At 67.2% G+C, this 13,582-nt stretch carries 13 protein-coding genes and 1 pseudogene; 6 read left to right on the plus strand and 8 right to left on the minus strand.

Annotated elements, in window-relative coordinates; translation table 11 throughout:
• The 3 genes from recA to ACLP25_RS10615 all read left to right on the plus strand — a co-directional run.
• Positions 1 to 659, plus strand: a 659-nt coding sequence (gene recA / locus ACLP25_RS10605; protein ID WP_442469159.1) for a recombinase RecA, incomplete at its 5' end; no start/stop codon positions are given.
• A 295-nt stretch (positions 660 to 954) separates the two neighbouring features.
• Positions 955 to 3,621 (plus strand): alanine--tRNA ligase, encoded by a 2,667-nt coding sequence (gene alaS, locus ACLP25_RS10610; RefSeq protein WP_442469160.1) that lies wholly within the window; start codon positions 955 to 957, stop codon positions 3,619 to 3,621.
• 49 nt (positions 3,622 to 3,670) lie between these two features.
• The gene (locus ACLP25_RS10615; protein ID WP_442469161.1) at positions 3,671 to 4,816 is read left to right on the plus strand and encodes an amidohydrolase; all 1,146 of its coding nucleotides are present in this window, start codon (positions 3,671 to 3,673) and stop codon (positions 4,814 to 4,816) included.
• A 122-nt stretch (positions 4,817 to 4,938) separates the two neighbouring features.
• Here ACLP25_RS10615 and ACLP25_RS10620 read toward each other — a convergent pair whose 3' ends face one another.
• A complete protein-coding gene (locus ACLP25_RS10620) occupies positions 4,939 to 6,153 on the minus strand; it encodes an NADP-dependent isocitrate dehydrogenase (protein ID WP_442469162.1) in 1,215 nt (404 codons plus the stop codon).
• A 188-nt stretch (positions 6,154 to 6,341) separates the two neighbouring features.
• Here ACLP25_RS10620 and ACLP25_RS10625 point away from each other — a divergent pair, with 188 nt between their 5' ends.
• The 3 genes from ACLP25_RS10625 (at position 6,342) to ACLP25_RS10635 (ending at position 8,963) form a co-directional block, all read left to right on the plus strand.
• Positions 6,342 to 7,121 carry an esterase/lipase family protein gene (locus ACLP25_RS10625; RefSeq protein WP_442469163.1) on the plus strand — a complete coding sequence of 260 codons (780 nt, stop codon included), beginning with the start codon at positions 6,342 to 6,344 and terminating at the stop codon, positions 7,119 to 7,121.
• A gap of 51 nt (positions 7,122 to 7,172) precedes the next feature.
• Positions 7,173 to 8,066: a lytic transglycosylase domain-containing protein gene (locus tag ACLP25_RS10630; RefSeq protein ID WP_442469164.1), complete on the plus strand. Its 894-nt coding sequence runs from the start codon at positions 7,173 to 7,175 to the stop codon at positions 8,064 to 8,066.
• A 126-nt stretch (positions 8,067 to 8,192) separates the two neighbouring features.
• Positions 8,193 to 8,963 carry a class I SAM-dependent methyltransferase gene (locus tag ACLP25_RS10635; RefSeq protein ID WP_442469165.1) on the plus strand — a complete coding sequence of 257 codons (771 nt, stop codon included), beginning with the start codon at positions 8,193 to 8,195 and terminating at the stop codon, positions 8,961 to 8,963.
• A gap of 29 nt (positions 8,964 to 8,992) precedes the next feature.
• On the opposite strand, the gene ACLP25_RS10640 is transcribed toward ACLP25_RS10635, so the two are convergent.
• The 7 genes and pseudogenes from ACLP25_RS10640 to ACLP25_RS10670 form a co-directional block, all read right to left on the minus strand.
• Positions 8,993 to 9,283 (minus strand): hypothetical protein, encoded by a 291-nt coding sequence (locus tag ACLP25_RS10640; RefSeq protein ID WP_442469166.1) that lies wholly within the window; start codon positions 9,281 to 9,283, stop codon positions 8,993 to 8,995.
• Positions 9,280 to 9,924, minus strand: coding sequence for a ParA family partition ATPase (gene parA / locus ACLP25_RS10645; RefSeq protein ID WP_442469167.1), 645 nt, complete (start codon positions 9,922 to 9,924; stop codon positions 9,280 to 9,282). The genes ACLP25_RS10640 and parA overlap by 4 nt, the downstream gene beginning before the upstream one ends.
• A gap of 154 nt (positions 9,925 to 10,078) precedes the next feature.
• Positions 10,079 to 11,434: a tetratricopeptide repeat-containing protein gene (locus ACLP25_RS10650; protein WP_442469168.1), complete on the minus strand. Its 1,356-nt coding sequence runs from the start codon at positions 11,432 to 11,434 to the stop codon at positions 10,079 to 10,081.
• A gap of 49 nt (positions 11,435 to 11,483) precedes the next feature.
• Positions 11,484 to 12,056 carry a hypothetical protein gene (locus tag ACLP25_RS10655; protein ID WP_442469169.1) on the minus strand — a complete coding sequence of 191 codons (573 nt, stop codon included), beginning with the start codon at positions 12,054 to 12,056 and terminating at the stop codon, positions 11,484 to 11,486.
• A gap of 22 nt (positions 12,057 to 12,078) precedes the next feature.
• Complete coding sequence (locus ACLP25_RS10660) at positions 12,079 to 12,396, minus strand: hypothetical protein (RefSeq protein ID WP_442469170.1); 318 nt, start codon at positions 12,394 to 12,396, stop codon at positions 12,079 to 12,081.
• Positions 12,393 to 13,247, minus strand: coding sequence for a patatin-like phospholipase family protein (locus tag ACLP25_RS10665; RefSeq protein ID WP_442469171.1), 855 nt, complete (start codon positions 13,245 to 13,247; stop codon positions 12,393 to 12,395). The genes ACLP25_RS10660 and ACLP25_RS10665 overlap by 4 nt, the downstream gene beginning before the upstream one ends.
• A gap of 164 nt (positions 13,248 to 13,411) precedes the next feature.
• Positions 13,412 to 13,582: pseudogene (locus ACLP25_RS10670) on the minus strand (cupin domain-containing protein); the annotation flags it as partial.

The raw sequence follows: 13,582 nt of genomic DNA on the forward strand, positions 1-13,582 counted from the left end.
ACACGCTCGTGCGCTCGGGCGCGATCGACGTGCTCGTCATCGACTCCGTCGCGGCTCTGACTCCCCGCGCGGAAATCGAGGGCGAGATGGGCGAGTCCCAGCCGGGCCTGCAGGCGCGGCTCATGAGCCAAGCCTTGCGCAAGCTCACCTCGTCGATCTCGCGCTCCAACACCATGGTGATCTTCATCAACCAGATCCGGATGAAGATCGGCGTCATGTACGGCTCGCCCGAGACCACGACCGGCGGCAACGCCCTCAAGTTCTACGCTTCCGTGCGCCTCGACATCCGCCGCATCGGCGCGATCAAGGACCGCGACCAGGTGGTCGGCAACCAGACGCGCGTCAAGGTGGTCAAGAACAAGGTCGCCCCGCCCTTCAAGCAGGTCGAGTTCGACATCATGTACGGCGAAGGCATTTCCAAGACCGGCGAGCTTGTCGATCTTGGCGTCCGGGCCGGAGTGGTCGAGAAATCCGGCGCGTGGTTTTCCTACGACAGCGTCCGGCTCGGGCAGGGCCGCGAGAACGCCAAGGCTTATCTCAAGACCAACCCCGAAATGGCGGATAAGATCGAGCGCGCCATCCGCGAGAACGCCGGCCTGATCGCCGAGCGCATTCTCGAGAATGCGGGTCCCTCCGACGAGGACGACGCCGAGGGCTGACCGGACTCCTTCGGGCGCGCTCCGCGTCCCCGCCTCCTCGAAGGGCGCGCCCGTCCGCCAGGGATTCCGTAAGCTTTCAGCGCCGCTCCCGCGCCCCGGCTGTTTTTTGTGTGACGGGTTCACAACAAGGAACACAAAGGGTCACGAAAGCGCTTCTTTGTGTGTCTTCGTGAACCTCGTGGCGAGCGTTCGCCGCGCCGCCGATCGACCCGCTCACCCCCGCGATTCCCGTTGGCGTCCCGCGTGCCCATGATTTAGAAAGCCTCTTGAAAAACGTGAAGAGGCAAAGGTGTTCATGAGCGGCGTCAACGAGATCCGGTCGAGCTTCCTGCAGTTCTTCGCCAGGAACGGCCATCAGGTCGTTCCCTCGAGCTCGCTCGTGCCGCGCAACGACCCCACGCTCATGTTCACCAACGCCGGGATGGTGCAGTTCAAGAACGTCTTCACCGGCGTCGAGAAGCGACCCTACGTCCGCGCCGCCACCGCGCAAAAATGCGTGCGCGCCGGCGGCAAGCACAACGACCTCGACAATGTCGGCTACACCGCCCGCCACCACACGTTCTTCGAGATGCTCGGAAACTTCTCCTTCGGCTACTATTTCAAGGAGAACGCCATCGAATACGCCTGGGGCCTGCTGACCCGCGACTTCGGGCTCAACAAGCAGCGGCTCACCGTCACCGTCTATTACGACGACGACGACGCCTTCGATCTCTGGAAGAAAATCTCCGGCCTGCCGGACGAGCGCATCGTCCGCATCGCGACCAGCGACAATTTCTGGGCGATGGGCGACACCGGGCCGTGCGGCCCGTGCTCCGAAATCTTCTTCGATCACGGCGACCACATCCCCGGCGGCCCGCCCGGCTCGCCCGACGCGGACGGCGATCGGTTCGTCGAGATCTGGAACCTCGTCTTCATGCAATGCGAGGCGCTGCCGGGCGGCGAGCGCGTCAACCTTCCGCGTCCGTCGATCGACACCGGCATGGGGCTTGAGCGTATCGCCGCCGTGCTCCAGGGCGTCCACGACAACTACGACATCGACCTCTTCCGCGCGCTGATCCGCGCCAGCGCCGACCTGACCGGCGTCGATCCGGATGGACCGCAGCGGGCCTCTCACCGCGTCATCGCCGACCACCTGCGGGCCTCGGCCTTCCTGGTCGCCGACGGCGTGCTGCCCTCGAACGAGGGCCGCGGCTACGTACTGCGCCGGATCATGTGCCGCGCCATGCGCCACGCCCAGATCCTGGGAGCGCGCGATCCGTTGATGTGGCGGCTCGTGCCCGCGCTGACGCGGGAGATGGGCCAGGCGTATCCGGAGCTCATCCGCGCCGAGGCGCTGATCACGGAGACCCTCAGGCTCGAGGAGACGCGCTTCCGCACGACGCTCGCGCGCGGCCTCGCCATCCTCGAGGACGAGACGCGGCCGCTTGTCGCGGGCGGCGTGCTTTCCGGCGAAACCGCTTTCCGGCTCTACGACACTTACGGCTTCCCGCTCGATCTCACTCAGGACGCATTGCGGGCTCGGGGGCTCTCGGTCGACGTCGACGGCTTCAACACCGCCATGGAGCGTCAGCGTGCCGAGGCGCGCCGCGCCTGGGCCGGGTCCGGCGAGGCCGCGACCGAGACGGTCTGGTTCGGGCTGCGCGAGCGGGTCGGCGCGACCGACTTCCTCGGCTATGAGACCGAAGCGGCGGAGGGCGTCGTGCGCGCCATCGTCAAGGACGGGGTCGAGGTCGGAGAGCTCGAGCCCGGCCAGAACGGCTCGCTCATCCTCAACCAGACGCCTTTCTACGGCGAGTCGGGCGGACAAGTCGGCGACGTCGGCGAGATCACCGGGCCCGGCTTCCGCGCTGTGGTGGCCGACACGCGCAAGAAGCTCGGCGACCTCATCGTTCACGATGTCTCGATCGTCGAGGGGAGCGCCCGCATCGGCATGGCGGTCGAGCTTACCGTCGACCACGCGGCGCGGACCGCGACGCGCGCCAACCATTCCGCCACCCACATCCTTCACGAGGCCTTGCGGCTCGTGCTCGGCGACCATGTCGCGCAGAAGGGATCCCTCGTTTCGCCAGACCGGCTGCGATTCGACTTCGCCCACCCCAAGGCGATCACGGCTGACGAACTCGCCGCCGTCGAGGACATCGCCAACCGCGTCGTGCTCGAGAACGCCGAGGTGGCGACGCGCCTGATGAGCCTGGACGACGCGCGCGAGTCTGGCGCGCGGGCTCTCTTCGGCGAGAAATACGGCGACGAGGTGCGCGTCGTCAGCATGGGCCTGATCGAGGACGACGCCGACCACGAGCGCGCCTATTCCGTCGAGCTCTGCGGCGGCACGCATGTCGGACGAACCGGCGACATCGGCCTGATCACGATCGTCGGCGAGAGCGCGGTCGCAGCCGGCGTCCGCCGCATCGAGGCCAAGACCCGCGACGAGGCGCGCAAGAAACTCACCACCGATTCGCACGGGCTCGCCGAAATCGCCCAGCTCCTGCGCGCGCCGGCCGACGAGGCGCCCAAACGCCTCGAGGGCCTGATCGACGACAAGCGCAAGCTCGAGCGCGAACTCGCCGACGCCAAGCGGAAACTGGCGATGGGCGGAGGCGGCTCGGGCGCGGTCCACGCCGTTCGCGAGGTCGCCGGCGTGAAGTTCTACGCCCGCGCCGTCACCGGCGTCGACATGAAGGATCTCAAGTCGCTGGCCGACGAGGCCAAGCAGAGCGTCGGCTCGGGCGTCGTGGCGATCGCGGCGACGGCCGAGGACGGCAAGGCGAGCCTCGTCGTCGCCGTCACGCCGGACCAGACGAGCCGTTTCAACGCCATCGAGCTCGTGCGGCTGGGTTCCGCCGCGCTCGGCGGCAAAGGCGGCGGCGGACGCCCCGACATGGCGCAGGCGGGCGGCCCGGACGGCGCCAACGCCGGCAAAGCGCTCGAGGCGGTTGAGGAAGCGATCCGCGCGCGCGCATGACCAGAGTGGGGCCGCAGGGCCAGAGGGCCAGACTGAGAGGGACTTTGACATGACCGCCGCGCGCGCAAGGCTCATCGAAGAGCTCAGGGCTTACGAGCCGGAGCTGATCGCAATTCGGCGCGACATGCATCGTCATCCCGAGACCGGTTTCGAGGAGATCCGGACGGCGAAGCTCGTCGCCGACAAGCTGCGCGCCTGGGGCGTCGAGGTCGCCGAGGGGATCGCCAAGACCGGCGTCGTCGGAACGATCAGAGGCAGTCGCCCTGGTCAGCGCGCGATCGGGCTGCGCGCCGATCTCGACGCGCTCAACATCAAAGAGGCGCATGGCCGCGACTATCGCTCGACCGTTCCCGGCAAGATGCACGCCTGCGGCCACGACGGCCACACGACCATGCTGCTCGGCGCCGCGCGCCATCTTGCCGAGAAGCCAGACTTCGCCGGCACGGTGCACGTCATTTTCCAGCCGGCCGAGGAGGGCATGGGCGGCGGCAAGGCGATGATCGACGAAGGGCTGTTCGAGCGGTTCCCGGTCGACGCGATCTACGGCATGCATAATGCTCCGGGGATGCCGGTCGGCATGTTCGCCACCCGCAAGGGTCCGTTCATGGCGGCAAGCGACACCTGGGTCGTGACGTTCCGCGGGACAGGAGGCCACGGCGGCGCCGGCGCGCATGCGGCCACCGATCCGACTCTGGCGGTCGGCGGGTTCATCGGCGCGATCCAGACCATCGTCAGCCGCAACGTGCGGGCGACGGAGGTTGCGGTCGTGAGCGTCGGCCATATCGCGGCCGGCGACCGCAATGCGCCGAACGTCATTCCCTCCGAGGCGATCGTCTGCGGCACGGCGCGGTCCTACAGCCCGGCCGTTCGCGATCTCATCGAGAGGCGGCTGAAGGCGCTCGCCGAAGCCTGCGCCGGGACCTACGGCTGCTCGGCGGAGGCGGACTACCGAAGACTTTTTCCGACGCTCGTCACCCACGCGGATGAGACCGATGTCTCGCTCGCGGCCGCCCGAGCGGTGGTCGGCGAGCGCGCGGTGATCGCCGAAGCGCCGCTCCTCACCGGCTCGGAAGATTTCGCCTTCATGCTGGAGGCGAAGCAGGGCTCCTTCATCATGATCGGGAACGGCGTCGAGCCCGACGGCTCGTACCACTATGTCCATACGCCCGAATACGACTCAACGACGCGATCCTGACGCTCGGCGCAGCCTACTGGGTGAGCCTCGTCTCCGAGGAGCTGGGCTGAACCGCAAAAGCGAGCGGCGCCGCGCCCGGGGCGGCGGCGTCGAAGGACGCGCGAGCGGCGCGCGCGATCGGGTTACGCCGCCATCGCCTTCTTGAGGTTCTCGTCGACCTTGTCGAGGAAGCCTGTCGTCGACAGCCACTTCTGGTTTGGCCCGACGAGCAGCGCGAGGTCCTTGGTCATGGAACCCGCCTCAACCGTCTCGACGCAGACCTTCTCGAGCGTGGCGGCGAACTTGGCGAGCGCCTCGTTGCCGTCGAGCTTGGCGCGATGCGTGAGGCCGCGGGTCCAGGCGAAGATCGAGGCGATCGAGTTGGTCGAGGTCTCGCGGCCCTTCTGGTGCTCGCGGTAGTGGCGGGTGACCGTCCCGTGCGCCGCCTCCGCCTCGACCGTCTGGCCGTCCGGGGTCATCAGCACACTCGTCATGAGGCCGAGCGAGCCGTAGCCCTGCGCCACCGTGTCCGACTGCACGTCGCCGTCATAGTTCTTGCACGCCCAGACGTAGCCGCCGGACCACTTGAGCGCCGAGGCGACCATGTCGTCGATCAGGCGGTGCTCGTAAGTGATGCCGAGGCTCGCGAACTTCGCCTTGAACTCGCTCTCGTACACCTCCTGGAAGATGTCCTTGAACCGCCCGTCATAGGCCTTGAGAATGGTGTTCTTGGTCGAGAGATAGACCGGGTACTTGCGCATCATGCCGTAGTTCAGCGACGCGTGGGCGAAGTCGCGGATCGAGTCGTCGAGGTTGTACATCGCCATCGCGACACCGGCGCCGGGGAACTTGAACACCTCCTTCTCGATAACCGTCCCGTCCTCGCCCTCGAACTTGATGGTGAGGCGGCCCTTGCCGGGCACCTTGAAGTCGGTCGCGCGATACTGGTCGCCGTAGGCGTGACGGCCGACGACGATCGGCTGCGTCCAGCCCGGCACGAGGCGCGGCACGTTCCTGCAGATGATCGGCTCGCGGAAGATGACGCCGCCAAGAATGTTGCGGATCGTGCCGTTCGGGCTCTTCCACATCTCCTTGAGATTGAACTCATGGACGCGCGCCTCGTCGGGCGTGATCGTGGCGCACTTGACTCCGACGCCCGAAGCCTTGATGGCGTGGGCGGCGTCGACGGTCACCTTGTCGTTGGTCGCATCGCGATGCTCGACCGACAGGTCGAAATACTGGAGCTCGATGTCGAGATAAGGGTGGATCAGCTTGTCACGGATGAGCTGCCAAATGATGCGGGTCATCTCGTCGCCGTCGAGCTCGACGACCGGATTTGCGACCTTGATCTTGGACATCGGCGGAAATTCCTCCTGGGATGGGCGGGCGGTGACGGCGAGGCGCCCCTATAGCATCGCCCTCCCCACCATCATAGTTCTGCTTTAGGCGATGCGCTTCACGCCGCCTCCGGACACTCGACAAAGGAGTCAGTTTCCCATAAGTGCACCGCGATACATTTCGCCGCGCGATCCCGAGGAGCGTTCAGATGGCGTCGACACCGATCGTCTTCGTACACGGCCTCTTCATGACGCCGTTGTGCTGGGAAAACTGGCTGCCCTGGTTTGCGGAGCGGGGCTACCATGCGGTCGCGCCGGCATGGCCGGGGTGCGACCGGCCGCCCGCGGAGCTCCGGGCCGCCCACCCCGATCCGGCGCTCGCCCGGCTGACGCTCGCCGACGTCATCGTCCGTGTCGAGACGGAAGTCCAGGCGCTCGGTGGGCGGACGGTCGTCGTTGGCCACGGGATCGGCGGCGTCGTCGCGCAGATCCTGGTCAACCGCGGGGTCGTTTCCGCAGGGGTCGCGATCCATTCGGCCTCGCTGGGTGGCGACTTTCCCGCCAAACGCCCCGTCAGGCCGCTGGCGCCGGGCCTGTTTGGCCGCGGCGCCGATCCGTCCGCGCCGAAAGCGCTGAACTTCGAAGAGTTCCGGTCCGTGTTCGGCAACGTTTTGTCGCCCGAAGCGCAGCGGGCGGCGTTCGACCGCTATGTCGTCCCGGGGTCGCGCCGTGTCGCCGGCGACGTGCGCGGCGCCGCCGCAGAGATCGACTTCGCCAAAGCCCATCCGCCGCTGCTGATGACCGCGGGCGTGCGCGACCAGGCCGTGACCGCGAGGGTCGCCTTCGATGATTTTTCTCGCTACCGGCAGCACGGCGCGATAACCGATTTCCGCGCTTTTGACGAGCGCGGCCATATGGTCGTCGTGGAGCCTGGCTGGGAAGAGGTCGCCGACTTTGTCGCGGACTGGCTGTCGAGACTCAAACCCTGAGGCGGCGCGCGGCCGGGCCGCCGCCCCCGCTACGCGCGCACGGGCGGGCGGATGCTGAAGCGGACCGTCGCCCGCCGGCGCCGAGCGAGCGGCCCCGGACCCGCCGTCGCGCTCGCCCTCCTCATCCTTTTCGCCACGATCCCGGGGGCGCTCGCCGAGCCGCATGAACCGGCGAGCGACAACGCTTTGGCGATCCTCTGCGGCATCGTCGAGGATTCGGCCAAGGCCGAAGGCCTGCCGGTCAATTTCTTCACCCGCCTCATCTGGAGGGAGAGCGCCTTTCAGCCGCACGCGGTGAGCCCGGCCGGCGCTCAGGGCGTCGCGCAGTTCATGCCGGGAACCGCCTCGGATCGAGGTCTCGCCGACCCTTTCGATCCGGCGGCGGCGATCCCCGCCTCGGCCAAGCTCCTCGCCGATCTCGCGCTGCGATTCGGAAACCTCGGTCTCGCGGCCGCCGCCTACAACGCCGGGCCGAATGCGCTGACAAAATGGCTCGACGGCGCAGGCTCGATGCCGTTGGAGACGCAGGACTACGTTCTGGCGATTACCGGCCACGACATCGAGGAATGGCGCGCCCCGATCCCGCCTGCGTCTTCCGCGCCCGGGCCGTCCGAGCCTTGCGTCGTCGCCATCGGCAAGCTGCGCGTCGCCCGAGGTCCATCGGGCGCCCCGCCGATCGTTTCGGGCCTCTTCGCGCCGTGGGGCGTGCAGATCTCGGCCAGTTTCTCCAAGGACTCCGCGCTGCGCGCCTTCGCGCGCGCCCGGCATGATTACGCGAGCGTGATCGGCGACATGCAGCCGTTCGTCCTCGGCTCCGTTTTGAGAAGCCGAGGCTGGCGGCCGTTCTATCGCGTCCGCCTTCCGGCGCAGAGCGGCGGCGAAGCGAAGCGGCTCTGCGATCGCATCCAGGCCGTCGGCGGCGCCTGCGCTATCCTGAGGAGCTGATACGACCATGGAGAGAAAGTTCCGCGGTCGCCCGGGCACCATTTCTCGCAGACTGACATGGCGAGCGCCTTCTGACGCTGCCTGCGCATCGCTTGCGCTATTTGAGCCATCCGAAAGGGAGCCGTCATGACGAACCTGCATCGCGCCGCCGCCGGGGGATTCGAAGCTGGAGCGGGGCTCTATGCGAGCGGTCGCCCTGGGTATCCCGCCGAAATCGACGACTGGCTCCGGGACGCGTTGGGCCTCGCGCCCGGCAAGGCGGCGCTCGATATCGGCGCGGGCACAGGCAAGTTCACCGCCCGGCTGGTCGCGACGGGCGCGACCGTGACGGCGGTCGAGCCGGTTGCGGCGATGCGCGCCGAGTTCCGACGCGCCCTCTCGGGAGTCGACGTCGTCGAAGGGAACGCCGAGGCGATTCCCTTGCCCGACGGCGATTGCGACGCCGTCGTCTGCGCCCAGGCGTTTCACTGGTTCGCGACCCCCGCGGCGCTCGCCGAAATCCGCCGCGTGCTGAAAGTCGGCGGCGCGCTCGGGCTGGTGTGGAACGTCCGCGACGAACGCGTTTCCTGGGTTGCGGCGCTGAGCGCGATCCTTCGCCGATATGAAGACGATGCGCCGCGCCACGAGAGCGGCGCGTGGCGGTTGGCTTTTCCGGCGCCGGGGTTTTCGCCGCTCGCCGAGCGGCGTTTCGCCTATGCGCACGAAGGGCCGCCCGAGCGGGTGATCGTCGACCGCGTCCTGTCGATCAGCTATGTCGCAGCGCTCGGACGTGCAGAACGGGCGAAGGTTGAAGACGCCGTGCGCGCGCTCATCGCGGCGACGTCGGAGCTTGCGGGGCGCGAGCGCGTCGCGTTTCCCTACGAAACCATCGCCTGCTGGTGCCGCAAGTCGGATTGAAGCGACTCATGACCGCGGCGCGCGCGGCGTCAGAACCGCACCCGTCCGCTAATGGCGTTGAACAGCCAGAACCAGCCGAGCGCGATCGGGGTCAGCGCGCTGAGGGCGGCGATTTCGGTCAGGCTCCGTTCCGCGGCGAGGTCGAGGACGAGGCCGGGGTTCGGGCGCGCGGAGCTGTCCTTGGCGCCGCTGTTCCGGTCGCTGACCCATTCGTCGGAATGGGCGTCGATGACGCCGGGCCCGGGCCGCCGCCCCCCCGGCGAACCCTCGGCGCGCCCCGCGCCTTCCGGCACAGTGAACGGAACGGACTTGCGGCTCACGCGGCTTTCCTCTTGGATTCGCCGAGCACCTCGGCCGCGAGGGCCTCGACTTCGCGCGCGGCCTCGCTCGACGGCGCGGCCTCGACGACTGAGAGGCCCTTGGCGACGCTCTCGGCATAGATGACGCGTTGATGCAGCGCCGCCGCAAGCACTGGCACGTCCTCGAACTGCGCCAGCGCGTCGGCGGCGTCGCGGCCGATGGCGGTGCGAGCGATGCGGCGGTTGACGACGAAGGCGGCCTTGAGGCTCTCCTTCATCACCTGAGCCTCGCGGATGAGCGAGACTGTGTCGGCCGCCGCCCAGACGTCGTAGGGCGAGGGCTGGACGGGGATCAGCACGTAATCGCTCGCCAGGATCGCGGAGCGGCCGAGGTCGTTCACTCTCGGCGCGCCGTCTATGATGACGATGTCGTAGTTCGTGGCGAGCCGCGGAAGGTCGCGATGCAGCGTGGGCTTCGCCATCCCGACGATCGAGAATGGCGGCTCGGCCTCGCGGATGCTCGACCACGCCATCGCGCTGGCCTGCGGGTCGGCGTCGATCAGCAGCACCCGCTGTCCGTCCCGCGCATAGGCGGCGGCGAGATTGACGGCGACGGTCGTCTTGCCGACGCCGCCCTTCTGATTGAGAACGCCGACAATCATCGCGACGCGTTCCTTTGCGACGGCAGGCCGCCGAATCGACAAGCTTTGTTGCGGCGCACAATGTTTCTCACAAAGCTCGACGTCAGGCAAGAGTCGAGTGGTCGTACCGCCGACTCCACTTTCTGAGGTTGCGGCTTGCCCTAACCAAGCTCAATTATGCCGCCGTCATCGACACGAGCCTCTTGAGAACCGCAGCCAGCCGCTCCCGCCGCTCCTGGTCTTCCGTGAGAAGAACGCTGGACTCCAGATCGGACAGCGTCGTGTCGAGTTTCCAGCGGCCCGAGCCCTCGGCGGCCACCTCATCAGCGAGTTCCTCTGCTTTGTCGCAGTCGCCCGCGTCGAAAGCTGCGCCGAGCAGCGTGGGCCGCAGCCATTCATCCGCGAGGCCAAGCTTCTTCGCCCTCTCGCACGCCGCGACGACGAGCGCCGACACCGACCGCGCGCGCTCGTCGTCGCCCTTGCGCTTCCGCTGCCGGTACAGTCGCGGCAGATTGCTGGAGCAGTAGTATTGGTTCAGGTCGAGCTCCATGCCGCGTTCGTAGGCTTCGATGGTCTTGCCGAGGTAGACTTGCCGCTCCGCCGAGGTCGCCGCCTTAGTGAAAAGCCGTTTGAGGCGGCCGCCAAGCAGCCCGAGACGCTCCGGAGTCGGTCCGGATCGTGCGATGAGCTCCTCGAGTTTCGCAATCGCTTCGATCAGATTTCCCGCGTTGGACAGCGCAAAGGCGTTCGTCTCGCGAACCTCCTCCTGATCGGCGATGGACTCAGGAAACCTGGCGATGAATTCGGTGATCCAGCTCCAGTCGGCGGCGGTATCGGCGGAATCCTTCAGCACGAGAAGAAGTCCGAGCGCGGTCGCTCCAGTGACCGGAGGCCTCCAGTATTTCTCGACGAGGTCTTTGGCCTTCGCCATGCGTTCGGCATAGGGAAGGGCGCGCACCGCGCGGACTTCGCCCTGAAACGCGGCAAGCTCGGCCATCACGTCCTTCATCGACGTCGCCGCGGCCGGGTTCACTGCCGCCGGATAGCCTGGGATCGACTGGAACACCGGCGAGACGCCCCGTCCCAGGCTCTCGATCGGACCCTTGATCGCCGCCTGGATCGCCTGCGCGGTCGCCTCGACAATCGCGCCTTCGGGCAGCGGGTAGCGCAGCGTCCGCATTTGTGCGACGTCGAAAAGCGCCTTCGACCAGTCGGCGGCGAGGAGGACGCAGCCCACCTCCTTGGCCGCGTGGCGGAGGCCGATCTCGTAGTAGACGTTGCCGTTCGGGATCGTCATGTCGGCGAGGACGAGGTCGGCGAAATAAAGCCTTTCGATCATCTGGGTGATGATCATGGCGCCGGTGTCCTGGTCGGCGCGGACCGGCTCGTACCCAAGCGCCTCGATGACCGGCGCATAGGCGCGGTCCCAGAGCGCGTTGAAATCAATTTCGCCGGGGGCGTTGCTGCTGGGGTCGACCTGAGTCGGTTTCTTCCCATACGGCATGATCATGAAACAAATCGGCTTCGGCATCGACTGCCCCTCAAGAACGATTCGCTAAAATGGTTGCGGAGTGTCCCGATCACCCCCACAATTTCGACGCGTTGAGCCAGATCGCCTGGCCGCCGGCCTTTTGCGCCTCGTCCATCATGTGGCGCGTGCCGCCCGGACCGTCGCCGCTCTGGCCGTTCCAAAGGCAGACGAAGTCGAGGGTGTTCGCGCCGAAGCGCTTACCTTGCGCAAGCATCCAAAGGTTGTTGCGTTCATAAGGGTCCTCGCCCGCGGGCGGGGGACCGAGCTCGTCCGGCTGAATGTGCAGCGTCGCGCGCGCCTTCATCGCGAAGAACCGGTCGCGCCAGGCGTCGCCGGCGAAGTCGACGGAATTCTTCAGAAACGTCGCCTCGTCGAACGGGATGTAGAGCTCGAGGCGCGCCCCGCGCGCGGTTGCGGCCTCGGCGAACAGAAGATCGCCGCCGCAGGCGCCGCCGCAAATGGCAAGGTCGGTCCCGCCGATCTCGAGGTCGCGAAGCGCGTCCTCGATGGCGCGCCGGGCGATGGGCTCCTTGTCCGGCGGAAAGCGTGGGCTCGAGCGGTCGGGCGCGTCGATCATATGGCCGCTGAATAATGCGACCTTGCGGGGAGCCGGCTCAGGCATGCGCGCGCGCTCCTTTCAGGCGTCACTCGGCGTTGGCGAGGTCGAAGCCGGCAGGCAGGTGTTTGGCCTCGATCTGCTTTTCCGCCGCGCGCCGGCCAAGCCTTGCCAGGTCGTCCATGTTCGAGGGATCGTCCATCTTGCGGATCTGCTCGATCTTGTGCTCACTGAGATCGACGCCGAGTTCCGTCTTCAGCCAGCTCTGCTCGAGGATGATGTTGTAGCGGACGTAAGTGGCGAGCCCAGGGCCGTTCTGGCTGTCGAGCTTCATGTCTCCGACCGCTCGATCGACGAGCGAAGGCGTGAGGCAATTCGTCAGCCACTGCAGCGTCGCGCGGTTCATGCGCTCGCAATCGTCCATGAGCGATTGCAGCGCCGTGACGCCCTGCAGGGCGGCCAGCGAGCCGAGGAGATCTCTCGCCTGGTAGGTCTGCTGGTAGCGACCCGTCCCGACGGAGACCAGAAGCAGGCGATCCTTGCCCGTTGGCCAGCAAAAGCCGTGACCCTGCAGCGCGGCCAGCATGAGAAGCGGAGCGCGGGATCGTTGAAAGGCGTCACGCCGCCGTCGACGAAGACCGCGTCGACGGCCGCTCCGTCGCGGGACTGGATCTGGATCTCCTCGGGGTCGAAATAGGTCGGCGCGGCCGTGCTTGCGCGCACGACCCGGGCCAGCCGCAGCGCGCCGTCCTGCGCGGCGTACTTTCCTCGCCCGCAGTTGTTCAACGGCCAGGGACTGCCGGTGTCGAGGCGCTTGGTCATGATCATGAGGCCGGTGCGGATGTCGTCGCTGCCGAGGGGCGTGTCCGCTCCGAGCACCTCGTTGAGCTGCTCTTCAAGCGGGCCGGAGGGGAACTTCGAGACGAACTTGCCCTGAAGCGGGCTCGGGAGCCATTTCCTCACCGCGCCAGGCTGGAACACGCTCGCGCCCAGGTCGGTGTAAAGCTTCTGCAACTCGTCAACCGATTTTCCGCAGGCCAGTCCGGCCGCGATGATCGACCCGGTCGACGTCCCGCCGATGAGGTCGAAATAGTCGCACAGAAGCAGGCTTTCGTCGTTGAAGCGCTTCCGCAGCATCGTCTCGATGGCTTTGAGATATTGCAGCGTGAGGATGCCCCGGATGCCGCCGCCATCGAGAGAAAGGATGCGCTTGGGCGGAGCCGCCCCGTCGAGGTGCTGCTGTTTGGAAAGACGCACAGACGAAACCTTCCGCAATCTTGTTCCTCTGCGTCGACAAAACGCGGCTAATTCAAGAACGAACGGCCAATACTCCGGCGGATGCGGCGGGCCGTCAAGCCGCGCCAGTCGATGCCGCGAGTCGATGCGACCGCCCGGTGCGGCGCAACTGGCCGTCGGGGCGCTCAATCGTGGATCGCATCAAGCTCCGGCAGCAGGACCACGCTCTCCTGCTCGTTGGGGTCGGTGCGGGCGACGACCGCGACGGCGGGTTCGGTCATGCTCAGACTGTAGGGCAGGTGGGGCGTGTCGGCGGGGATGTAGACGAAGTCGCCGGCGCCCGTGACCATGTGGTG

The organism is Roseiarcus sp. (genome assembly GCF_052145395.1).
Taxonomy (GTDB): domain Bacteria; phylum Pseudomonadota; class Alphaproteobacteria; order Rhizobiales; family Beijerinckiaceae; genus Roseiarcus.